The organism is Bradyrhizobium sp. MI1.3 (assembly GCF_055811695.1).
Genome location: NZ_JBVVPQ010000049.1, coordinates 32,549 through 53,569, shown reverse-complemented (window position 1 = coordinate 53,569; position 21,021 = coordinate 32,549). Strand labels below are relative to the sequence as shown.

General features: G+C 64.1%; 21 protein-coding genes. 14 read left to right on the top strand and 7 right to left on the bottom strand.

Translation table 11 applies throughout. The features are described 5' to 3' along the window. Positions 1–571: 571 nt before the first annotated feature. Complete coding sequence (locus AC0L3A_RS28560; protein WP_007595253.1) at positions 572–2,029, top strand: DUF1254 domain-containing protein; 1,458 nt, start codon at positions 572–574, stop codon at positions 2,027–2,029. 164 nt (positions 2,030–2,193) lie between these two features. Here the strand turns inward: AC0L3A_RS28560 and AC0L3A_RS28555 are convergent, their stop codons facing one another. Beyond that, positions 2,194–2,559, bottom strand: coding sequence for a nuclear transport factor 2 family protein (locus AC0L3A_RS28555; RefSeq protein WP_007595252.1), 366 nt, complete (start codon positions 2,557–2,559; stop codon positions 2,194–2,196). Between the two features lie 100 nt (positions 2,560–2,659). Between AC0L3A_RS28555 and AC0L3A_RS28550 the strand changes: the two genes are divergently transcribed. From AC0L3A_RS28550 to hemC, 3 genes are read left to right on the top strand one after another with little or no spacing between them, the layout of a single operon-like run. Continuing rightward, positions 2,660–3,250, top strand: a complete 591-nt coding sequence (locus AC0L3A_RS28550) for a TetR/AcrR family transcriptional regulator (RefSeq protein WP_007595244.1) — start codon at positions 2,660–2,662, stop codon at positions 3,248–3,250. 51 nt (positions 3,251–3,301) lie between these two features. Next, positions 3,302–4,927, top strand: coding sequence for a GMC family oxidoreductase (locus AC0L3A_RS28545; protein ID WP_007595241.1), 1,626 nt, complete (start codon positions 3,302–3,304; stop codon positions 4,925–4,927). A gap of 25 nt (positions 4,928–4,952) precedes the next feature. Then, complete coding sequence (gene hemC, locus AC0L3A_RS28540; RefSeq protein ID WP_007595240.1) at positions 4,953–5,933, top strand: hydroxymethylbilane synthase; 981 nt, start codon at positions 4,953–4,955, stop codon at positions 5,931–5,933. Positions 5,934–6,136: 203 nt separating this feature from the next. Here hemC and hemE read toward each other — a convergent pair whose 3' ends face one another. After that, positions 6,137–7,171, bottom strand: a complete 1,035-nt coding sequence (gene hemE, locus AC0L3A_RS28535) for a uroporphyrinogen decarboxylase (RefSeq protein WP_007595237.1) — start codon at positions 7,169–7,171, stop codon at positions 6,137–6,139. A gap of 110 nt (positions 7,172–7,281) precedes the next feature. Here hemE and AC0L3A_RS28530 point away from each other — a divergent pair, with 110 nt between their 5' ends. Both AC0L3A_RS28530 and AC0L3A_RS28525 read left to right on the top strand, forming a co-directional pair. Further along, positions 7,282–7,497, top strand: coding sequence for a hypothetical protein (locus AC0L3A_RS28530; RefSeq protein ID WP_007595236.1), 216 nt, complete (start codon positions 7,282–7,284; stop codon positions 7,495–7,497). 170 nt (positions 7,498–7,667) lie between these two features. Continuing rightward, positions 7,668–9,572, top strand: a complete 1,905-nt coding sequence (locus AC0L3A_RS28525; RefSeq protein ID WP_007595234.1) for a sensor domain-containing diguanylate cyclase — start codon at positions 7,668–7,670, stop codon at positions 9,570–9,572. Positions 9,573–9,578: 6 nt separating this feature from the next. On the opposite strand, the gene AC0L3A_RS28520 is transcribed toward AC0L3A_RS28525, so the two are convergent. Both AC0L3A_RS28520 and trhO read right to left on the bottom strand, forming a co-directional pair. Next, positions 9,579–9,797 (bottom strand): SlyX family protein, encoded by a 219-nt coding sequence (locus AC0L3A_RS28520; RefSeq protein WP_473255547.1) that lies wholly within the window; start codon positions 9,795–9,797, stop codon positions 9,579–9,581. Continuing rightward, entirely contained in the window at positions 9,787–10,584 is a 798-nt protein-coding gene (trhO, locus tag AC0L3A_RS28515) for an oxygen-dependent tRNA uridine(34) hydroxylase TrhO (protein WP_473255546.1), read from the bottom strand. The genes AC0L3A_RS28520 and trhO overlap by 11 nt, the downstream gene beginning before the upstream one ends. 186 nt (positions 10,585–10,770) lie before the next feature. Between trhO and ggt the strand changes: the two genes are divergently transcribed. From ggt to AC0L3A_RS28490, 5 genes are all read left to right on the top strand, one after another. Then, entirely contained in the window at positions 10,771–12,357 is a 1,587-nt protein-coding gene (ggt, locus tag AC0L3A_RS28510; RefSeq protein ID WP_007595222.1) for a gamma-glutamyltransferase, read from the top strand. Between the two features lie 169 nt (positions 12,358–12,526). Further along, positions 12,527–13,141, top strand: a complete 615-nt coding sequence (locus AC0L3A_RS28505; protein ID WP_007595221.1) for a (2Fe-2S)-binding protein — start codon at positions 12,527–12,529, stop codon at positions 13,139–13,141. A gap of 4 nt (positions 13,142–13,145) precedes the next feature. Continuing rightward, entirely contained in the window at positions 13,146–14,162 is a 1,017-nt protein-coding gene (locus tag AC0L3A_RS28500) for an FAD binding domain-containing protein (protein ID WP_007595219.1), read from the top strand. A gap of 2 nt (positions 14,163–14,164) precedes the next feature. After that, positions 14,165–16,456, top strand: coding sequence for a xanthine dehydrogenase family protein molybdopterin-binding subunit (locus tag AC0L3A_RS28495; RefSeq protein ID WP_007595217.1), 2,292 nt, complete (start codon positions 14,165–14,167; stop codon positions 16,454–16,456). 61 nt (positions 16,457–16,517) lie between these two features. Beyond that, a complete protein-coding gene (locus AC0L3A_RS28490) occupies positions 16,518–16,982 on the top strand; it encodes an FKBP-type peptidyl-prolyl cis-trans isomerase (RefSeq protein WP_007595215.1) in 465 nt (154 codons plus the stop codon). A 58-nt stretch (positions 16,983–17,040) separates the two neighbouring features. Here AC0L3A_RS28490 and AC0L3A_RS28485 read toward each other — a convergent pair whose 3' ends face one another. Beyond that, positions 17,041–17,259: a CsbD family protein gene (locus AC0L3A_RS28485; protein ID WP_007595214.1), complete on the bottom strand. Its 219-nt coding sequence runs from the start codon at positions 17,257–17,259 to the stop codon at positions 17,041–17,043. A 128-nt stretch (positions 17,260–17,387) separates the two neighbouring features. Between AC0L3A_RS28485 and AC0L3A_RS28480 the strand changes: the two genes are divergently transcribed. From AC0L3A_RS28480 to AC0L3A_RS28470, 3 genes are all read left to right on the top strand, one after another. Beyond that, positions 17,388–17,900 (top strand): cupin domain-containing protein, encoded by a 513-nt coding sequence (locus AC0L3A_RS28480; protein WP_007595213.1) that lies wholly within the window; start codon positions 17,388–17,390, stop codon positions 17,898–17,900. Between the two features lie 131 nt (positions 17,901–18,031). Further along, positions 18,032–18,460 carry a VOC family protein gene (locus tag AC0L3A_RS28475; RefSeq protein WP_007595212.1) on the top strand — a complete coding sequence of 143 codons (429 nt, stop codon included), beginning with the start codon at positions 18,032–18,034 and terminating at the stop codon, positions 18,458–18,460. Positions 18,461–18,500: 40 nt separating this feature from the next. Then, entirely contained in the window at positions 18,501–18,989 is a 489-nt protein-coding gene (locus tag AC0L3A_RS28470) for a VOC family protein (protein WP_007595211.1), read from the top strand. A gap of 124 nt (positions 18,990–19,113) precedes the next feature. On the opposite strand, the gene AC0L3A_RS28465 is transcribed toward AC0L3A_RS28470, so the two are convergent. Together AC0L3A_RS28465 and AC0L3A_RS28460 are read right to left on the bottom strand one after the other, a co-directional pair. Beyond that, on the bottom strand, positions 19,114–20,277 hold the full coding sequence (locus AC0L3A_RS28465) for a hypothetical protein (protein ID WP_473255545.1): 1,164 nt from the start codon (positions 20,275–20,277) through the stop codon (positions 19,114–19,116). 2 nt (positions 20,278–20,279) lie between these two features. Next, positions 20,280–20,981, bottom strand: a complete 702-nt coding sequence (locus tag AC0L3A_RS28460) for a FecR family protein (RefSeq protein ID WP_007595209.1) — start codon at positions 20,979–20,981, stop codon at positions 20,280–20,282. Positions 20,982–21,021: the final 40 nt, after the last annotated feature.

Here is a 21,021-nt window from a genome sequence, read left to right as displayed (position 1 = left end):
ATTGTCTCTCAATATTGTGCGAGTAAACACACCGACCAGCACCGAGACAGTTTCGGGCAACCAGCCCGATCGCGCGAGCAAGAACACGAGGCAGATTGTGATAGTAGTGGGGTATTGAAGACGCAGACGATCCCTGCTGGCCCAAACGTTCAGGTTGTGCTAAAGTAATTCTAGAGGGCCCGTATTGCGCAAGCGACCGAAGATGCCCCTCAAGCGACGCTAGTTCGACCAGGCTTTATATCTCTGTTTCTAGCAATTTGTTTCGAGTTCTGCAGACGCCGTGCGGCGTTTGATGCGGTCGGTGACGCACGTTATCTTGCAAGCAATAAGCGCCCCTCGCGCTGGATCGAAAATACTTCAATTCATACCGCCGCGAGCGGTGTGAACGCATCTGACATCGGCTTTGCTGCCATTCTTCTCTTCGTGCTGAATTCCGGTGGCGCCACGCTGCAAGGCAATACGCTGAGACCTTCAATGCTCAGACCCTCGAACGCGGTCATTCCGACGGTACAAAGTGAATTGAACGAAGTCGCAAATCAGAGGTCACCAAATCAGAAGAGGAGGATTCGACATGTTTCGAGGAATTCTGACGCTGACAATTTCTCTTTGCCTTGGTGCGGCGGCCGTGCCTGTCGCGCAGGCGCAGGGCACTGCACCGGCCATCACCGAACAAGAGGCGCATGCCATCGCAGTGGATGCCTATGTCTACTTCTACTCGCTCATGTCGATGGACATCTCGAGAAAGCAATTCACCAACGGCACGACCGATTTCAGAGGTCCGATGAATACCTTTGTCAACGTGCCGGAATACCCCCCGGCCAATTTCAAGGGCGTGGTGCGGTCGAACTTCGACACGCTGTATTCCGTCTCCTGGCTGAACATGACCAAGGAGCCTGTCGTCATCTCCGCACCAGATACAAGTGAGCGCTACTATCTGCTGCCAATGCTCGACATGTGGACCGATGTCTTCGCGTCGCCAGGCTGGCGAACGACGGGCACCAAGGCCGGCACGTTCCTGATCACGCCCCCGGGCTGGCGGCCCGATCTGCGCGAAAGATTCGCGGAAGAATTCAAGCTTCCGAGCGACACCCAGCGCATCGAGGCGCCGACGCCCCATGTCTGGGTGATCGGCCGCACCAAGACGGATGGCCCGCCCGATTACGATGCCGTCCATAAGATCCAGGCCGGTTACAAGGTCACGCTGCTTTCCGAGTACGGCAAGACACCCAAGCCGGTCGAGTTCAAGCCGGACCCAAGCGTCGACATGAAGACGCCGCCGAAGGTCCAGGTCGATACCATGTCGGCCGGCGTGTACTTCGCCAGCGCCGCAGAACTGCTCAAGCTTCACCCGCCGCATGCTACCGATGAGCCGATCATTGCGCAGATGAAGAAAATCGGCATCGAGCCCGGCAAGAGCTTTGACATCGGCAAGCTCGATCCGGTGTTGCAACGGGCGCTGGAGACCGCTCCGCACGACGGCCAGAAGCTGATGGCCTGGAAAGTGCCGACACTTGCGCGGGTCGCAAATGGCTGGTCGATGAACACCGATACGATGGGTGTCTACGGCAACTACTATTTGAAGCGGGCCATCGTCGCCCAACTTGGGCTGGGCGCGAACCTGCCTGAGGATGCCATCTATCCGCTCAATCTCGGCGACGCGACCGGCAAGCCGCTGGATGGAGCCAACAAGTACACAATTACGTTCGAGAAGGGCGCCGCCCCGCCGGTCAACGCCTTCTGGTCGATCACGCTATACGACCCGGAAGGTTTTCAGGTCGGCAATGCGCTCAACCGTTTTGCCGTGAGCAGTTGGATGCCGTTCAAGTACAACGCAGACGGGTCGCTCGATATATTCTTCCAGAATGATAGCCCGGGCAAGGACAAGGATGCGAACTGGCTTCCGGCGCCGAAGGGAGCCTTTAATCTGACCATGCGCCTTTATAGCCCGAAGTCCGATGCGCTGACCGGAAAGTGGAATCCGCCGCCGGTCGTGAGGACGGAGGCCGGAACAGTGGGCTTGGCCCAATAAACTTGATTTGAGCGCCGGCGCTTTGGCGCCGGCGTTCGACCGCATGAGCACAATGGCGATGCGGCTCAACTGGCCCAGGACCGAAGCACCGTCGATCCTGCGTTCGGGCGAAGGGGATGGTAGCCGCCGGGTGTGAAGCCGGTCTCGTAGAGACAGTCAGCGGCTCAGCGTCCCAATTGTTTGGGGTCGTAATAAAACCGTTCTTCGATCAACTGATCGCCCCGCCACCTCTGCCACGCGATCTCATCCAACGTTCGGATGATGCCCTCGGCGTTGGTGAAGCTGAAGGTCCAGCGCGTGGCGACATGATCGCCTTCGATCAGGCTCGGCCCGATGCGCACTGCCTTGACCTCCTTGAAGGCTGCCAGCACGCCGCGCTCCTTGGCCGCGAGCTTGTCGCGTCCGACGAGGGGTTCGGCCTGGTTTTCACAGGTGGCAGCGTCCGGCGTGTAGTAGTCGAGGATCGCCCCGACGAAATCCCCGTCCTCCAATCGTTTGGCAAAAGCTTCGACGACATCACGGCTCGGCATGGCGCACCTCACAAATAAAACCGACTGGTAGTCGGTAAATACCGACCGGCGGTCGAAAAGTCAACTGGCTGTCCTCGTCCGTTTCGACTACAGCAGAGCCATGGCGAAACAGGCGGAGCGGCGGGCTGCGACATCGGAAGCGATCCTGACGGCGGCGCGCCGCCTGTTCGGGTCGCAAGGCTTTGCCGCGACGACGATGGACGAGATCGCCGAAGCCGCCCGCGTCGCCAAGGGCGCGGTCTATCATCACTTCAAGACCAAGGAGGCGGTGTTCGAAGCGGTGTTCGACCAGGTCTCGCGCGACCTCGTCGCGGAGATCGACAGCACGGCCCGTGCCGAGAAGGATGTGCTTGCCGCGATGGTCGCTGGCACCCAGCATTATTTCGCCGCAACCGCGAAGGGGCCGACCGGCCAGATCATCCTGCGCGACGGCCCGGCGGTGCTCGGCTGGGAGCGCTGGCGCGAGATCGACGCCAAACATTTCGGCGGCAAGCTGCCGCGTGCGATTGCGGCGGCGATGGAGGCTGGCCTGATCGCGCGGCAGCCGGTCGAGCCGCTGGCCCGGCTGCTGCTCGGCGCGGTCACGGAAGCGGCGGTCGCCTGCGCCGGCCGCGCCGATATCGCAAGGGCGGGTGCGGAATATGCCCGTGCGTTCAGGTCGCTGGTCGAGGCGCTGCGCGTCGCTGCATGATCGTGCTAAGTGATGATTGGAAACGCTCCCCAACAAAAAGAACAGTAGCGCATGAACGCAACTTCCTCCCTCTCGCCCTCCGACCCTGAGTTCGACTACGTCATCGTCGGCGCCGGCTCTGCAGGCTGCGTGCTCGCCAACCGGCTCTCGGCGAACGGCAAGCACAGCGTACTGTTGCTCGAAGCAGGCCCGAAGGATTCCAACATCTGGATCCACGTGCCGCTCGGCTACGGCAAGCTGTTCAAGGAAAAGACCGTCAACTGGATGTACCAGACCGAGCCGGAGCCCGAGCTGAAGGGCCGTCAGGTGTTCCAGCCGCGCGGCAAGACGCTGGGCGGGTCGAGCTCGATCAACGGCCTGCTCTATGTTCGCGGCCAGCACGAGGATTACGACAGATGGCGTCAGCGCGGCAACGCCGGCTGGGGCTATGACGACGTGCTGCCCTATTTCAAGAAGGCCGAGAACCAGTCGCGCGGCGCCGATCAATATCACGGCAGCGGCGGCCCGCTGCCGGTGTCCAACATGGTGGTGACCGATCCGTTGTCGAAGGCGTTCATTGACGCCGCGGTCGAGAGCGGTCTGCCCTACAATCCTGATTTCAACGGCGCCACCCAGGAAGGCGTCGGCCTGTTCCAGACCACGACGCGCAATGGCCGCCGCGCCTCGACGGCGGTGGCCTATCTCGGCCCCGCCAAGGCCCGCGGCAATCTCAAGATCGAAACTGGCGCGCTCGGCCAGCGCGTGTTGTTCGAGGGCCGCCGCGCCGTCGGCGTTGAATACCGTCAAGGCGCCAATTTGCGCCGCGCCCGCGCGCGCAAGGAGGTCGTGCTGTCGAGCGGCGCCTACAACTCGCCGCAGCTGCTTCAACTCTCCGGTGTCGGACCCGGCGACCTCCTGCGCAAGCACGGCATCGACGTCGTGCTGGACGCGCCGGGCGTCGGTCACGACCTCCAGGACCACATGCAGGTCCGCATTGTGATGCGCTGCTCGCAGAAGATTACGCTCAACGACACCGTCAATCATCCGCTCCGCCGCACCATGGCCGGCGCACGCTATGCGCTGTTCCGCAAAGGCTGGCTGACGATCGCGGCGGGCACCGCGGGCGCGTTCTTCAAGACCAGCCCGCGGCTGGCCTCGCCGGACATCCAGGTCCACTTCCTGCCGTTCTCGACCGACAAGATGGGCGAGAAGCTTCATGGTTTCTCCGGCTTCACCGCGTCGGTATGCCAGCTCCGTCCCGAAAGCCGCGGGTCCTTGCGCATCAAAAGCGCCGACCCGACGGTGCCGCCGGAGATCCGCATCAACTACATGTCGACCGAGACCGACCGCACCACCAACGTGGAAGGCCTGAAGATCCTGCGCAAGATATTGCATGCACCGGCGCTGAAGCCGTTCGTGGTCGACGAGTACGATCCCGGAGCGAAGGTAGCCACGGATGCCGAGCTGCTGGATTATTGCCGTGAGCGGGGCAGCACCATCTACCATCCGACCTCGACCTGTCGTATGGGCAATGATGCGCTCGCGGTGGTCGATCAGCGGCTGAAGGTGAGGGGCCTCGAAGGCCTCCGCATCGTCGACGGCTCGATCATGCCCGATCTCGTATCGGGGAACACCAACGCGCCGATCATCATGATCGCCGAAAAGGCCTCCGACATGATATTGGAGGATGCGCGGTAAACTCGCGTCTTGAGAGGATTTGGACTTGGCTACGCGATTCAAGATCGGCACACGCAAGAGCGCGATGGCGCTGGCACAGACGGAAGAGATCGCGCGCCGCTTGACCGCTGCCTTGCCCGATCTCGACGTCGAGATCGTCAAGTTCGACACCACGGGCGATCTCGACCAGACCAGCAAGCTGTTGCCTCATGGCGGCAAGGGTGGTGCCTTCGTGGCCCAGATCCGCGCCGCCGTACTGTCGGGCGAACTCCAGGCGGCGATGCATTCGCTAAAGGACATGCCCGGCAACGAAGACACGCCCGGTCTCGTGATCGGCGCCACGCTCTCGCGCGATCCTCCCAACGACGCGCTGGTGCTGCGTGATGGCGTGACGCTGGAGGCGCTGCGCCAGTCGCGTGGCAAGGATTTCAAGATCGGCACCAACGCCGTCCGCCGCGCCGCCTATGCGCGGCGATTGTTTCCCGACGTCGAGATCATCCATTTCCGTGGCGCCGCCGACACGCGCGTGCGAAAACTCGACAATGGCGAGAAGCAGCGCCTGCCGGATGGCGGCGCGGTGGGGCCTGCCGATGCGCTGATCATGGCGCGGTCCGGCCTCGACCGCGTCGGCCTTTCCCATCGCATCGGCTACGAATTCTCCGCGGCGGAAATGCTGCCGGCAGCGGGGCAGGGCATCGTCGCGGTCGAATGCGCGGCACAGGACTGGCAGACGCGTCGCATTCTCGCATCGATCGACGATCCCGCTGCTCACGCCTGCGCCGATGCCGAGCGCGAGGTGCTGTGGGTGCTGAACGGCCATTGCAATTCGCCGGTGGCGGGCTTTTCGACCATTGCGGGCGATCAGATGTCGCTCACCGCGTCCGTGCTCGATCTCTCCGGCAACACCATCATCGAAGCCTTGCGTTCGGGTCCCGCCAATCGTCCCCGCGAACTCGGCCGTGCGGTGGGACTGGATCTGCTGGCCAAGGGCGCCGCCGAGATTATCGAGCGCAGCCGGCCGCGCTAAGTCGGCCGCGAGGCGGGCATCGGTGTGATGATGGCATCATGCGCCTGTTTTGCCCGACGGGTCAAATGTTGGTGCGATCCGATGCGATGACGGCGCACCTGATTTCCGTCCGCCCTAAGTCATTGATCGGGCGTGGCCTCTCTACTGTGCATGGGGTTGTTTTCGTGCTTTTTTGTTTTCCCACTCCCCAGGCGCAAAATAAATCAGCCCCGCACACGCTTCAGCATCTGCTCAACATGGGCGATCGGCGTCTCCGGCTGGATGCCGTGGCCGAGATTGAAGATGAACCGCCCCTGCGCAAAATTCGCCAGCGTGTCGTCGACCGCGCGGTCGAGCGCGGCGCCGCCTGTGATCAGCACCAGCGGATCGAGATTGCCCTGAACCGCAACCTTGCTCTGCACGCGCTCGCGGATGAAGGCCGGCTCCGCGGTCCAGTCGATGCTGACAGCGTTGACGCCGGTCGCCTCGACGAACCCGGGCAGTTGCGCACCGGCACCGCGCGGAAAGCCGATGATCTTCGCATCCGGCACCTTGGCGCGCACGCCTTCGACGATGCGCCGGGTCGGTTCGATCGACCAGCGCGCGAACTCGGCGGGTGGCAGCACGCCGGCCCAGGTGTCGAAGATCTGCAAGGCGTTGGCGCCTGCCGCAAGCTGCGCCAGCAGATATTCGATCGAGTTCTCGACCAGCACGTCGATGATCTCAGCGAACGCCTCCGGATGCCGGTAGGCCATCATCCGCGCCGGCGCCTGGTCAGGCGTGCCCTGGCCGGCGACCATGTAGGTCGCCACCGTCCAAGGGGCGCCGCAGAAGCCGATCAACGCGATCTTGGGATCGACCGCGCCGCGCACGATTTTGAGCGCCTCGAACACCGGCGCGAGCTTGCCGAAATTGGCGTGCTTGGCCAGTGTCGCGACCTTGGCGGGATCATCCAGCGGCTCGAGCCGCGGACCCTCGCCGACCTCGAAGCGCACGGAGCGTCCGAGCGCATAGGGGATCACCAGGATGTCGGAGAAGATGATCGCCGCATCGAAGCCGAACCTCCGGATGGGCTGCAGCGTCACCTCGGCGGCAAGCTCCGGGTTGAAGCAGAGGTCGAGGAAGCCGCCGGCCCTGGCGCGCACCTCGCGATATTCCGGCAAGTAACGGCCGGCCTGCCGCATCATCCAGATCGGCGGAATGACCTGCCGCTGGCCGGAGAGGACGTCGATGAAAGGCTTTGTCGCAGACTGGGGCACGAACGGTCCTGAGGATGGTTAGGGCTCCTGATACACCGCCGCGGCCCGAAGCGGAACAGGGGAACCAAGCGCAATTCGACCGCGTTGACCAGCCAACGGAGGACGAGACCATGGCTGAGACATTCAACCCCGCGCCGCATGACAAGCACGCCGACGATCTGCACGAAGCGCTCGCCGCCGATCGCCACGCCAAGCTCGACGCCGGGCTGAAAGATACCTTCCCGGCGTCCGATCCCGTGAGCGCCGCCCAGCCAACGCCCTCGAAGGCCGATGCGGAGGCCGACAATCCCTCGCTCTGGGACAAGGTTAAGGCCATCTTCAGCTAGCCGCGGGAGCGCCGGATTCCGATAGGTCTGCTAATGCCCTGTTAGCGATGCGCTGATTCCGGTGTCCGTACGACTACGGGAACCGCCGACATCGCCGCATATTTCTGCGGGCGTTTCAGAGTTCAATAACAGAAGCAGCAGAGTTTCCGATCTTCGGAGAATTCTGCCGCATGAGTGCTGTGACCCAAAGAGCCGGATTGAGCCGCCTGCCGCTGCGGGCAGCTGCGTTCGTCGCGCTGACCTGCGTGGCCATCCTCGGCGTCAGCGGCTGGCGGGAATGGGCGGCCCGCGACGCGGTGCTCAAGGGCGCCGAGACCGAGATGGCCAACGTTGCGCGATCGCTGACGCAGCATGCCGATGACAGCCTCGATCTGCTGGATTCTGGCGTCGTCGGCGTCGTCAGCCGGCTGGAGATGGACGGCACCGAGCCGGCCACGATCGCCAAGCTCAGAACCCTGCTGGAGGTGCGCAAGAAGGCGGTAGAGCGCATCCACAGCCTCGCCATCATTGACGACCGCGGCAACTGGTTGACCTCGCCCGGCACGATCGGCTCGACTCTGAACGACGACGCGTTCTTCCGTTATCACCAGCTCTCGCCGAAACGGGAGCCCCATGTCGGCCGGCCCGTGAAGAGCCTGCTCGACGGCGAGTGGGTCGTCACCCTGTCGCGCCGTTTCAACAAGCTGGATGGCAGCTTCGGTGGCGTGGTGCTCGCGACCATCAGCTCGGGATATCTCTCGCATTTCTACGAACAGTTCGAGATCGGCCGCAACAGCTCGGTGGCGTTGACACACGGCGACGGCCTGATCATCGCGCGCTACCCGAGTAACGAGAAATACATCGGCCGCAGCGTTGCCAATACGCCGCTGTTCCGCGACGCTGCTCTGCAGCGGCCGGGCGGCGTCTATCATTTCAAGTCGCCGCTCGATGGCGCCGAACGCGTCAGCTTCTTCAAGCGCTCTGGCCGTTATCCGCTGGTCCTGCTCGCCACCGTCGACAAGGACGAGCTGCTCGCACCCTGGCGCGCTGCGGTGATCTCCCGCATGCTCTACGTGCTCGCGTTGGTCATGCTGATCGCAATCATTGGTGCGGTGCTGGTGCGGCAGTTGCAGCGGGGCCAGAGCATGGCGGCCGCGCTGGTCGAGAAGGAAGCGAATTTCCGACTGCTTGCCGAAAGCTCCAGCGACATGGTGACGCGTATGGGGCTCGACGAGCGGCTGCGCTATGTCTCGCCATCGTCGATTGGCGTCGTCGGCTGGCGCGCCAATCAGCTGATCGGAACCCTCGCGCTCGCCGGCATTCACGCGGACGACCGGCCGCAGGTCCAGGCTCTCGTCGACGCCATGAAACGCGGCGAGAAGGAGGAGGTGCGCGTTACCTATCGCAACGCGCACCGGCAGAACGCCGAAGTCTGGCTCGAATCGACCATGCGGGTGACCCGCAAGGAGAGTGGCAGCGTCGACGGCGTGGTCGCGATCTCGCGCGACATCACCGAGCAGAAGAAGCTCGAGACCCGGCTCGAAACGCTCGCGATCGAGGACAGCCTCACCGGGCTTGCTAATCGCCGCCGCTTCGATGAACGACTGAAGGAGGAGTGGGCGCGTGCCTATCGCGAGCGCTCCAGCCTTTCCCTGCTGATGATCGACGTCGACCACTTCAAGTCTTACAACGACGAATACGGCCATCCCGCGGGCGATGCCTGCCTCCGGCAGGTGGCGCAGATCATCGCCGCCGAGATGCATCGTTCCGGCGATCTGGCGGCGCGTTACGGCGGCGAGGAGTTCGCCATGCTGCTGCCGAACACCGACGCTGCCGGCTGCGCCCTGATCGGCGACCGGATCCGACGGGCGATCCGCGATGCGGGCCTCGTCCACGCCAGCAACCATGCGGCTGGCTGCGTCACCGCTTCGCTCGGCGGTGCTGCCTGCCGGCCGGCGCTGGAGCGCACGGCCGGCGTCACCTCGCTGATCGAGGCCGCCGACCAGGCGCTCTATGCCGCCAAGGAAGCCGGGCGCAACCGGCTGATGATGTCGGGCGAGGTGAGCAACCTTCTTCTCAAGGCGTCCGGTCAGTAACCCCGCTCAATAATGCGGGGGGCGCTCATTGGCGGCTCCCGGCGCATTCGCCTCGGCCTCCTGCAGCCGCTCGCCGAGCTCTGCGATCCTTCGCGTCAGCGCGTCGATCTGCTTCCACTGCGCGGTGATGGTCTGGTTCAGCGTCTCGATCGCGTCGTCCTGATAGGCGAGGCGCGTCTCAAGCGTGTCGACGCGCTCGCCGAGCGTCTGGATCTCATTCGTCACGTGCCGCGTCCTTATTTCGTTCGGGCGAGCCAAGTTCTTGCAAGCCGAGTTGTTGCGCGCCAAGTTGCTGCAAACCATGACCGAGCGCGACCCGTTCGTCGAACACGAAGCATTCGCCGCGCCAGCGACTCTGAGCCTCCGGCACCTCTTCCAGATATTTGAGAATGCCGCCCTTGAGGTGATAGACCTCGGCAAAGCCGCGCGCGAGCAGATGCGCGCTCGCTTTCTCGCAGCGGATGCCGCCGGTGCAGAACATCGCGATTCTGCGGTGTTTGACAGGATCGAGCCGTTCGGCCGCAAATTCCTTGAACTTGCCAAAGCTCTCGATGCGTGGGTCGAGCGCGCCGTCGAACGTCCCCATCGCCACCTCGAAGGCGTTCCTGGTGTCGAGCACCAGCGTGTCGGGCGCCGCGATCAGCGCGTTCCATTCGCTCGCATCGACATAGGTGCCGACCTGCCGGGTCGGATCGGCGGCTTCGTCGCCGAGCGTGACGATCTCCTTCTTCAGCCGGACCTTGAGCCGGCCGAATGGCATCGCCTCGGCGGTCGAGAACTTCAATTCGAGATTGTTCAACCTGCCGCTGAAGATGTCGCCGTGCGCGAGCTCATGGACGAGAGCGTCGATCGCCGCGCCCGCACCCGCGACCGTGCCGTTGATGCCCTCCTGCGCGAGCAGCACGCTGCCCTTCACCGCCAGGCCGGCGCAGAACGCGCGCAGCGGCTCGCGCAACTCCCGGTAATCGGGCAGGGCGGCGAATTGGTAGAAGGCGGCGACCTTGCAAATCATGGCGCCCGTTTAGCAGGCGGGGCGCGCCCGGAAAACCCGCAAGAAGCAGCTCTATTCCCAGCGGATGGCAACCATTTCCCTGGTATGCCAGCATTGCCCCGGCGGGCCGGAATGTGTCATGTAGGCGCGGCTTTTTCCGAAACGACACGCCATCCGCGCCAGACGCCCAACGAGAGCAAGAATTCGATGAGAAACTTCCATTTCCCCGGCAGGTCCACGGTCCACGCCACCAACGCGATGGTGGCAACCTCGCATCCGCAGGCGTCACTCGCCGCGATCGAGGTGCTGCGCGAGGGCGGCACGGCGGTGGACGCGGCCGTTGCGGGCTCGGCCATTCTCGGCGTGATCGAGCCGCAATCGACCGGCATCGGCGGCGACTGCTTTGCGCTGATCCAGCCGCGCGGCGAGGGCAAGATCATCGCCTATAACGGCTCCGGCCGCGCCCCGAAGGCGGCGAACGCCGACTGGTATCTCGAGCGCAAGATCAACTCCGTGCCGCTGACCTCGGCGCATGCGGTCTCGATCCCCGGCGTGATCGACGCCTTTGCGACCGTTTTGCGCGATCACGGCAAGTTCGGCTTCGACCGCCTGCTCCAGCCCGCGATCAAGGCCGCCGAGGAAGGCTACGTCGTCGCCCCTCGCATCGCCTTCGACTGGAAGAACCAGTTCGAGAAGCTGAAGGGTGGCACCAACACGGAGCGGTATCTGTTGCCGCACGGCAAGCCGCCGGTGGCCGGCGACGTCATCCGCCAGGCCGAGCTCGGCAAGACGCTGCGGGCGATCGCCAAGGACGGCCGCGACGCCTTCTACAAGGGCCCGATCGCCGAGGACATGGTGGAGACCCTGCGCGGAATCGGCGGCCTCCACACGCTCGACGATTTCGCCGCGCACACCACCGAGACGACGACGCCGATCGGCACCATGTACAAGGGCTACGACGTCTGGCAGTGCCCGCCGAACGGACCCGGCCTCACCATGCTGCTGATGTTGAACATCCTGTCGCGGTTCGACCTGACGAAATACGCGCCGCTCAGCGTCGAGCGCTTCCACCTCGAAGCCGAGGCCGCGCGCATCGCCTACATGCATCGCGAGCTGCATGTCGCCGATCCCGAGCATATGCAGATCGAGGTCGCCAGGATCCTCGCCAAGGAATACTGCAACGAGCACATCGACAAGATCCGCATGGACGGCATGCTCGACCTGCCGAACGTCGCGCCGCCGATGAATCCCTCGACCATCTACATCACCGTCGTGGACAAGGACCGCAACGTCTGCTCGTTCATCAACTCGGTCGCGCATTCCTTCGGCTCCGCCATCGTCTCGAACAAGACCGGCATCCTGCTCCAGAATCGCGCCGGCGGCTTCCGCATCCAGCCCGGCCACCCGAATTGCATCGCCGGCGGCAAGCGCCCGCTGCACACGATCATGCCGAGCCTGCTCACCAAGGGCGGCCGTTCGGTGATGCCGTTCGCGGTGATGGGCGGACAATATCAGCCGGTTGGCCAAGCCCATGTGGTGACCAACATTCTCGATTATGGCTGCGACGTGCAGGAGGCGATCGATATGCCGCGCGGCCTGCATTACGAAGGACAGTACCAGCTCGAGGACAGCGTGCCGGCCAATATCGTCGAAGGCCTGAAGAAACTCGGCCACAAGACCACCAGCGTCGTCGGTCCGCTCGGCGGCGCGCAGGCGATCTGGATCGACTGGGACAAGGGCACGCTCACCGGCGGTTCCGATCCGCGCAAAGACGGTTGCGCGCTCGGATACTGACCGCCGCGCACGGGGTTCCCCGCGCAACATCAGCAAAATTTGACGAAGGGCGACGCGGCATTTGCTGCGTCGCCCTTTCTCGTTCGGAACGGAGTTCACTGCTTCAGGTTAAGGGCCGATGAGCGGTGCAGGCGTGCGCTGCTCTTGCTCGAAGCGGCGGAGGCCCTCCATGTCCGAAAAATCAGGTTCCGGACCGACCGGATTCGATCGGCGCGCCTTCATGGCTGGCGCTGCCGGCAGTGCGCTGGTCCCCATGACAGCGCGTGCGGCCGCCCAGGATGCGAGCGTGTCGGCCGCGCAGGATCCGGCGCTCCCCGTCGATGTCACGCTGCGGGTCAACGGCACGGACAAGCGCCTGCACATCGACGCGCGCACAACGGTGCTCGACGCGCTGCGGGAGCATCTCAAGCTCACCGGCAGCAAAAAGGGCTGCGACCACGGCCAATGTGGTGCCTGCACGGTACTGATCGACGATCGACGCGTGGTGTCGTGCCTGACGCTCGCGCTCGCGGCCGAGGGGCAGGAGATCACCACGATCGAGGGCCTTGCCACCGACGATCATTTGCATCCGATGCAACAGGCCTTCGTCGACAACGACGCGTTTCAATGCGGCTATTGTACGCCGGGCCAGATCATGTCCGCCGTGGCCTGCGTCAAGGAGGGGCATGCGGGCAGCGAGGCCGACATCCGCGAATACATGAGCGGCAACATCTGCCGCTGCGCCGCCTATCCCAACATCGTCGCTGCCGTGAAGCAGGCCGCGCCCGAGATCATGAAAGGCTAGGCCCATGCGATCGTTTTCCTACCAAAGGGCAACAGATCCCGACATGGCCGTGCAGGCGCTCAGCGCTGCCGCAACTGCGAACAATCCGCTGACCAAGGCTACAGCACAGCCGCTCGCCGGCGGCACCACGCTGATCGACCTGATGAAGCTGGACGTGATGCGGCCCGCGGCAATCGTCGATATCAATCCGCTGGCGCGCAGCTGGTCGGCGATCGAGCCCGGCAGTGACGGCTTGCGGCTCGGCGCGCTCGCCAAGATGTCCGACGTGGCCGCGCATGCCGAGATCCAGCGCAACTATCCGGTGATCGCGAATTCCCTGAAGCTCGCCGCCAGCGCCCAGCTGCGCAACATGGCGACGCTCGGCGGCAACGTGATGCAGCGAACGCGTTGCAGCTATTTCCGCGATGTCTCCTATGAGAATTGCAACAAGCGCAATCCCGGTTCGGGCTGTGCCGCCATGGACGGCGTCAATCGCATGCATGCGGTGCTCGGTACTTCCGATCAGTGCATCGCAACCTATCCCGGCGATTTTGCCCAGGCGCTGATCGCGCTGGATGCGGTGGTCGAAATCACCGGCAGGTCCGGCACGCGCAGCCTGCCGTTCGCAGATTTGCACAAGGCGCCCGGCACGACGCCCGAGATCGAGACCACGCTTCGGCCCGGTGAGCTGATCTCTGCGTTCTCCATTCCCGGCCGCTGGCCGCGCTCGGTGTATCTCAAGGCGCGCGACCGTCGGTCCTACGAGTTCGCGCTGTCGTCGGCTGCGGTCGCGCTCGATGTGCAGGATGGCACGATCAGGGACGCGCGTGTCGCGCTCGGCGGCGTCGCCACCGTGCCGTGGCGGGCGCGCGAGGCTGAGGCGCTGCTGAAGGGACAGAAATTCGACGACGGTCTGGCGCAGCGTGTGGCCGATGCCGCGTTTGCCGACGCCAAGGGCCGCCGGCACAACAGCTTCAAGATCGCGCTCGGCAAGCGCGTGGTGGCGCGCGCGCTCCAGCAGGCCGTAACCATGGAGATCTGATCATGACCGCTGCAGCTCCCGAGCCGAAAGCAAACATGGGCCATCCCGTGCCGCGCTATGACGCGGCCGCAAAGGTCACGGGCCGGGCGACATATGCGTCCGACATGCCGCTCGACAATCCAGCCTACGCATTCCTGGTCACCAGCGCCATCGCCAAGGGCCGCATCGACGGTTTCGATCTCGACGATGCCAGGCAGGTCCGCGGCGTGATCGACATCGTCACGCACGAGAACGCTCCGAAGCTGAAGGAATCGAAACTGTTCAGCAATGGCGGCTATGCCGGGACCACGATCCAGCCGCTGAAATCAGCCGACGTCGCCCATGATGGCCAGATCATCGCCGTCGTCATCGCCGAAAGTTACGAGGCGGCGCGCGAGGCCGCCAATCGCGTCAAGGTCAGCTACACGGCCGTGGCGCCGAGTGCGAGCTTTGAGTCGCCGGGGACCACCACGGCGGCGGCAAAGGGACAGAACGCACAGTTCAAGGAAGACCCGGAGGTCGGCGATTTCGCCAAGGCGTTCGACGCAGCCGAGGTCAAACTCACCGCCTCCTATGACACGCCGACCCAGCACCACAATCCAATGGAGCTGTTTACGACGAGCTGCGCCTGGATGGGCGACAACCTCGTCATCTACGAGGGCAGCCAGTATGTCTACGGCCTGAAGAACGGCGTCGCCGAGCAGCTCGGCATCGACGCCGACAAGGTCCGTGTCGTCAATCCCTATGTCGGCGGGGGCTTTGGTTCGCGCGGCTCGATGACGCCCCGCACCGCCATCATCGCCGGCATTGCCAAACGCCTGAACCGGCCGATCAAGCTGGTGCCGACCCGCGACCAGGGTTTCACCATCGCCACCTACCGGGCCGAGACGCGCCACGAGATCAGGCTTGGTGCGGGCCGGGACGGCAAGCTGGTGGCTTTGAGGCACGACGGCGCGGAGGTTTCGTCGCGTCCGGATGCCTATTGCGTCGGCGGCACGAAGACGACGACGCGGCTCTATGCCTGCCCGAACGTCGCAAGTCTGGTGTCGATCGTGCGCGCTGACCGCAATACGCCCGGCTTCATGCGCTCTCCGCCGGAGGTGCCGTATCTCTTCGCGCTTGAGAGCGCGATGGACGAGCTTGCGGTGAAACTGAACATGGACCCTGTCGAGCTCCGCCGCATCAACGACACCACCGTGGAGCCGATCGGCGGCAAGCCTTATACGTCGCGGTCCTTGATGGCGTGCTTCGACGAGGCCGCCAGGGCGTTCGGCTGGTCGCAGCGTTCGCCGCAGCCGAAATCGATGTCGGACGGCGACTGGCTGATAGGCTATGGCTGTGCCGCCACCTGCTATCCGACGCAGATGGCGCCCTCTGCCGCGCGCGTCCGCCTCCAGCGCGACGGCCGTACCCGGGTCGAGATCGCCGGTCACGAGATCGGCACCGGCGCGTATACCGTCATCGCCCAGACCGCGGCCGAGCGGCTCGGCGTGCCGCTGGAGAAGGTCGCGGTGTTCCTGGGCGACAGCGATCTGCCGCCGGCGCCTGTTGCCGGCGGTTCGAACTCGACTGCCAGCACCTGCTCGGCGGTGATGATGGTGTGCGACCGAATTCGTCAAAGGCTGTTCAAGGCCGTGATGCCGAGCGACAGCCTAGCCGACAAGGCCAAAGAGACCGTCGGCATCAGCCAGGCGCCGAGCACGCAGGCGGCGCAGAGCGATCGTCCACTCGATATCGAAAAGGCCTTCGACGCACTCGGTGTCGGTATCGTCGAGGAATACGGCGAGTGGAAGCCCGAAGGCGCGCCGCTGGATTCATTCACGGCGATGCACAGCGGGCACGCGCGGCTCGTCGGTGGCCATCAGATGAAGGACAAGATCGCGTACGCCTTCGGTGCCGAGTTCGTCGAGATCCGCGTCAACCGCTTTACCCATGAAATCCGCTGCCCCCGGCTGGTCGGAGCGTTCGCGGCGGGCCGCATCATGAATCCGCGCACGGCGCGCAGCCAGCTCATGGGCGGCCTGATCTGGGGCATGTCCTCGGCACTGCTGGAGGCCACCGAGATCGACGAGCGCAATGCGCGTTACGTCAACGACAATCTAGCCGACTATCTCGTGCCAGTGAATGCCGACGTCCCCGGTGTCGAGGTGATCCTGCTTTCCGAGCAGGACGATCACATCAACCCGGCCGGCGTGAAGGGCCTCGGCGAGCTCGCCAATGTCGGCACCAATGCGGCGATCTGCAATGCGATCTATCACGCCACAGGCCAGCGCATCCGCAAGCTGCCCGTGCGGCTGGAAAATATCGAGGCCTGAGGGGGTGGCAACGGCGTCGGCGTTGCGCTAGACCCCTTCCGCCTCAAACGTAAGGTGTCTTATGCAGCGTTTACAGCGCGTGCTCCTCGCCATCATGTCGGCACTCGCGATCACCGTGATCGCCGGCGTGTCCGATTTCGTCTCCACCACGGCCTCGGCCCAGACCGCAGGGAAGACCATGACCACAGCTTCAGGTTTGCAGATTACCGACAGCGTCGTCGGCACCGGCGCTTCGCCGAAGCCCGGCCAGATCTGCGTAATGCACTACACCGGCTGGCTCTACGAGAACGGCCAGAAGGGCAAGAAATTCGACTCGTCGGTCGACCGCAACGAGCCGTTCGAATTCCCGATCGGCAAGGGCCGGGTCATCGCCGGCTGGGACGAGGGTGTTGCCTCCATGAAGGTCGGCGGCAAGCGCACGCTGATCATTCCGCCGCAGCTCGGCTATGGTGCCCGTGGCGCAGGCGGCGTGATCCCGCCGAACGCAACGCTGATGTTCGACGTGGAATTGCTCGGGGTGAAGTAAGCCCGCAAACAAAAAGACCGGCCTCTCGGCCGGTCTTTCACTTTGAGTGCGATGCTCGTTATTCCGTCGCGCGCTTGGCCGAAGCCGCAGCGCGATCGACCGCGTCTTTCGCGGCATCCTTGGCATCGCCCATGGCCTGCTGGCCCTTGCCCTTCACTTCCTGGACCGCACCTTCGCCCTTCATGCGCTCGGAACCGGTGGCTTCACCGATGCCCTGTTTGGCCTTTCCCATTGCCTCGTTTGCGGTGCCCTTGATCTTGTCGGTCGTGCTACCCATGAAATCCTCCTTGCGGTTTGCTCGTCAGGACAACGTTCGACGGTTATGAGGGTTCCGATTTTGGTATGGCTCGATGTCGCGGCTTTGGGTTAGTTTGCCGCGCACGGAACCAACAGAAAGCAAGTCTCATGACCGGTCATGACCATTCGCATTCCCACCATGACCACGATCACGACGATCGCTGGAAACATGACGGCGTGCGCGTCATTCCCGGCAACCAGCTCGATACCAACGTGCCGTCGACGGCGGGCATGGACCGCGCGGCCGCGATCAATTTCGCGCGCGTCGGTGCGCAGAAATTGTGGGCGGGCACGGTCAGCATCAAGCCCGACGCCAAGACCGGCGCGCATCACCATGGCCATCTCGAAAGCGTCATCTACGTCGTGAAAGGCAAGGCGCGGATGCGCTGGGGCGAGAGCCTCCAATTCACCGCAGAGGCCGGCCCCGGCGACTTCATTTTCGTCCCGCCCTACGTGCCCCATCAGGAGATCAACGCCAGCCGGGACGAGGTGCTGGAATGTGTGCTGGTGCGCAGCGACGGCGAGGCGGTGGCGATCAACCTCGACATCGAGCCGGTCGAGAAGCCCGAGACCGTGCTGTGGGTCGATCCCATTCACCGCGATCCGAACGAGAAGAAGTGAGGAACACCTGAAAGCCAGCGGGTTCTGTGCGACAGAACCTCGCAGGCAGGGGTCCAAAAAAGGTCCGGAAGCCGTGTCGGATCGCCGCTTGGCCATCCGTCCTTGGGCAGAACCCCGCCCAAGGAGCTCCGATGCCCAGGATGATTTTCCTCAATCTGCCCGTGACCGACCTCAAGCGCGCCACTGCCTTTTACGAGGCGGTCGGTGCGACCAGGAACCCGCAATTCAGCGACGAAACAGCGAGCTGCATGGTCTTTTCCGAGACTATCTATGCGATGCTGACGACCCACGAGAAATTCCGGCAGTTCACGCCGAAGCCGATCTCGGATGCAAAGACCTCAAACCAGGCGCTGTTCTGCCTGTCCGCCGATAGCCGGACCGAGGTCGACGATATCGTCAGCAGGGCCGCGGCTGCAGGCGGGGTGGCCGATCCCAGCCCGAAGGACGAATACAGCTTCATGTACGGCCGCAGCTTCGAGGATCCGGACGGCCACATGTGGGGCGTGAACTGGATGGACATGGCAGCCTTCCCGGCGCAGTCCGACATGGCGAACGTCTGATCTAGCGCGCGAACATCACAACTGAAGAGGAGCATTCACGATGTCGAAGGTCGTTCCCTGCATGTGGTTCAATGGCGATGCCGAGGAAGCCGCGAAGTTCTACGTCTCGCTCGTGCCGAATTCGGCGATCACGCATGTTCAGCGCAACGTTTCAGATGGCCCGTCCGGCAAGGAAGGCTCCGTGCTCGTCGTCGAATTCTCGGTGGCGGGACAGCCTTTGGTCGCGCTCAACGGCGGCATGAAAATGGAATACACCCATGCGATCTCGCTGATGATCCATTGCGACGATCAGGCCCAGGTCGACAGCGTCTGGAATGCGTTCCTGGCCCATGGCGGCAAGGAAGAGCAGTGCGGCTGGCTCAGGGATCGCTGGGGCGTGGCCTGGCAGGTCGTGCCGAAGGTGATATTCGAACTCCTCTCGAGCCCCGACAAGGCGGCTGCCGCACGCGCGATGCAGGCCATGATGAAGATGGTGAAGCTGGACGTGGAGACCTTGCGCCGCGCGTTCGAGGGCAAGTCGGCAGCGTGATGTGGAAGCCACAGTATCGTAGGGTGGGCAAAGGCGCGGTTGCGCCGTGCCCACCATTTTTTCTCGGCGAGAGAAAGTGGTGGGCACGCTCCGCTTTGCCCACCCTACGAGATTGAGCCCGCCGCTAATAATTGATCCGCAGCCCCACGCCGCCATGGATGGTGTTACCCACTGGCTGCGGGCCGAGCGTGCCGTTGGCGAACAGGTCCACGATCCAGCCCTTCTGCATGCGGAAGCCGAGCCGGCCGCCATATTCGAACCAGCCCTGGTTGCCCATGGTCGGCACCACCACGCCGTCGCCGGTCACGGTGGCGACGATGCCGCTATGGCCAGCGAACGACTGCACCCAGCCGCCATTGATGTTGGCCTCGATATTGCTGCCGTAGAGATGCGTCCACTGGCCGCCGATCTGGACCAGGCTGGTGCGGTCGGTGCCGGTCGCGATGCTGGCATCGAACGGATTGAACGCCACTGCGCTGTCGGTGTAGCCCGAGACGCGCTGCCAGAGCTGCCAGACCTCGATCGAGGCGGCGACCTCGTCGCGGGGCGACACGCGGCTCATCCAGCCGGCGCGGCCGTAGACGGCGTAGTTCGCGGCGTTGGTCGAACTCGTGACGCTCACCGGGCCGAGGCTGGTGTTGTAGCTGCGGGTGTAGCGCGCCTTCTCCCACGGCGTCAGGATCGTGCCGACGTCGAAGAACGGACGCGACGAGCCCCAGTCGGTGAAGTCATAGCGTAGCGCGAATGCGCCGATCGGCGCGCTGGTGATGTTGTAGCCGCCTTCGCTGTATTGCGTGTAGGCGATGCCGGCGAGCAGCGACAGATTGTTGGTCAGCTCCTTGCGGCCGTGGATGCCGGCCGAGAACGAGCCGGCGGAGCCGAACGCGCTGACGCAGTTGCTGCAATTGACCTGCTCGTTGACGCCGAGCAGCACCGTGCCGAGCACTCGGTTGGTGATCATCTGGTTGAAGCGCTGGTTGGCGAGGTCGCCGATCGAGCCGCCGCTGGAATCCGCGCCGGTCGGCGTCGGTGTCGGCGTCGGGCTCGGCGAAGAGGACGGATAAGGGCTCGGCGACGATGACGGGTAGGGGCTGGGCGCGGGCGAGGGGCTGTAGGTTGTCGTTGGAGAGGGTGAATATGTCGGCGAAGGGGAGGGCGTCGGCTCTCCGCACCCGGATTCGCACGTCGCCCCCTGGGCTGCCGCCGGACGGGCATCCAACGCGACAAACGCAAACACGGCGGTCAGCACGCTCGCGACGATGAAGCGCCTGACGTTGAATACCGCCATCTTCAGCGTCCGCACAGCATGCCGTCGTCGTGGACGGCAGGCGTGATGGTCGGCGAGGCGTCCGCATATTGGTTGACCGCGCACAGTCCCGCGCTCGCGGCGCAGGTCGCGGCAAAGGTCCAGGGCGGCGTATTGGTCTTACTGATGGAGACCTTGCCGCCGGTCGAGCTGATGATTGCGGTGTCGCCGGGCTGGGTGAGCTGCACGCACTGTTGGCTCGTCGTGCAGACACTGGCGGCGCCGTCCTGCAGCACGACGACCGAGCGGCCGCGCTGGGACAGGATATCGAGTGTAGTACCGCGCACGCCGATCGTCGCAAGCGGGGTCGTGATCTTGTAGGCGGTCTTCTCGGAATGTCCGGTGACGAAACGGAATGCGCCGGTCGTCATGCGGATCGCAACGTCACGATAGCTGTGCTCGTCGTTGAAGACGGTGCGGTCGAGCTTGAGCGTGGCGCTCGGACCGAGCGACAGATTGGTGCTGTCGGCCATCACGAAGCGCGCTGCGCTGCCGGCGCCGGTACGCACGGTCTCGTCCCGCAGCATGCTGTCGCCAATGCTGATCGGTGTCGTGGTCGCGGCCACGCGAACGACCTCATTCTGGATCACGACGGCTTCCCCGACGCGCGTCTGCGCCTGCGCGCAAGGGGCCACGCACAAGGCGATCGACAACAGCGTGGAGAAAAGCCAGAAACGCAAATTCATTTCGCAACCGATCGATGTGTCCCTGATCGTACCGGATCGC

Excerpts from the sequence above, each read along its gene's own strand:
- AC0L3A_RS28485 (WP_007595214.1), bottom strand. The coding sequence starts at position 17,259 with ATGGGTAGCACGACCGACAAGATCAAGGGCACCGCAAACGAGGCAATG.
- AC0L3A_RS28505 (WP_007595221.1), top strand. The coding sequence starts at position 12,527 with ATGTCCGAAAAATCAGGTTCCGGACCGACCGGATTCGATCGGCGCGCC.
- AC0L3A_RS28550 (WP_007595244.1), top strand. The coding sequence starts at position 2,660 with ATGGCGAAACAGGCGGAGCGGCGGGCTGCGACATCGGAAGCGATCCTG.
- AC0L3A_RS28490 (WP_007595215.1), top strand. The coding sequence starts at position 16,518 with ATGCAGCGTTTACAGCGCGTGCTCCTCGCCATCATGTCGGCACTCGCG.
- AC0L3A_RS28475 (WP_007595212.1), top strand. The coding sequence starts at position 18,032 with ATGCCCAGGATGATTTTCCTCAATCTGCCCGTGACCGACCTCAAGCGC.
- AC0L3A_RS28470 (WP_007595211.1), top strand. The coding sequence starts at position 18,501 with ATGTCGAAGGTCGTTCCCTGCATGTGGTTCAATGGCGATGCCGAGGAA.
- AC0L3A_RS28530 (WP_007595236.1), top strand. The coding sequence starts at position 7,282 with ATGGCTGAGACATTCAACCCCGCGCCGCATGACAAGCACGCCGACGAT.
- AC0L3A_RS28460 (WP_007595209.1), bottom strand. The coding sequence starts at position 20,981 with ATGAATTTGCGTTTCTGGCTTTTCTCCACGCTGTTGTCGATCGCCTTG.
- AC0L3A_RS28495 (WP_007595217.1), top strand. The coding sequence starts at position 14,165 with ATGACCGCTGCAGCTCCCGAGCCGAAAGCAAACATGGGCCATCCCGTG.
- AC0L3A_RS28480 (WP_007595213.1), top strand. The coding sequence starts at position 17,388 with ATGACCGGTCATGACCATTCGCATTCCCACCATGACCACGATCACGAC.
- AC0L3A_RS28545 (WP_007595241.1), top strand. The coding sequence starts at position 3,302 with ATGAACGCAACTTCCTCCCTCTCGCCCTCCGACCCTGAGTTCGACTAC.
- AC0L3A_RS28555 (WP_007595252.1), bottom strand. The coding sequence starts at position 2,559 with ATGCCGAGCCGTGATGTCGTCGAAGCTTTTGCCAAACGATTGGAGGAC.
- ggt (WP_007595222.1), top strand. The coding sequence starts at position 10,771 with ATGAGAAACTTCCATTTCCCCGGCAGGTCCACGGTCCACGCCACCAAC.
- AC0L3A_RS28525 (WP_007595234.1), top strand. The coding sequence starts at position 7,668 with ATGAGTGCTGTGACCCAAAGAGCCGGATTGAGCCGCCTGCCGCTGCGG.
- AC0L3A_RS28465 (WP_473255545.1), bottom strand. The coding sequence starts at position 20,277 with ATGGCGGTATTCAACGTCAGGCGCTTCATCGTCGCGAGCGTGCTGACC.
- trhO (WP_473255546.1), bottom strand. The coding sequence starts at position 10,584 with ATGATTTGCAAGGTCGCCGCCTTCTACCAATTCGCCGCCCTGCCCGAT.
- AC0L3A_RS28500 (WP_007595219.1), top strand. The coding sequence starts at position 13,146 with ATGCGATCGTTTTCCTACCAAAGGGCAACAGATCCCGACATGGCCGTG.
- AC0L3A_RS28560 (WP_007595253.1), top strand. The coding sequence starts at position 572 with ATGTTTCGAGGAATTCTGACGCTGACAATTTCTCTTTGCCTTGGTGCG.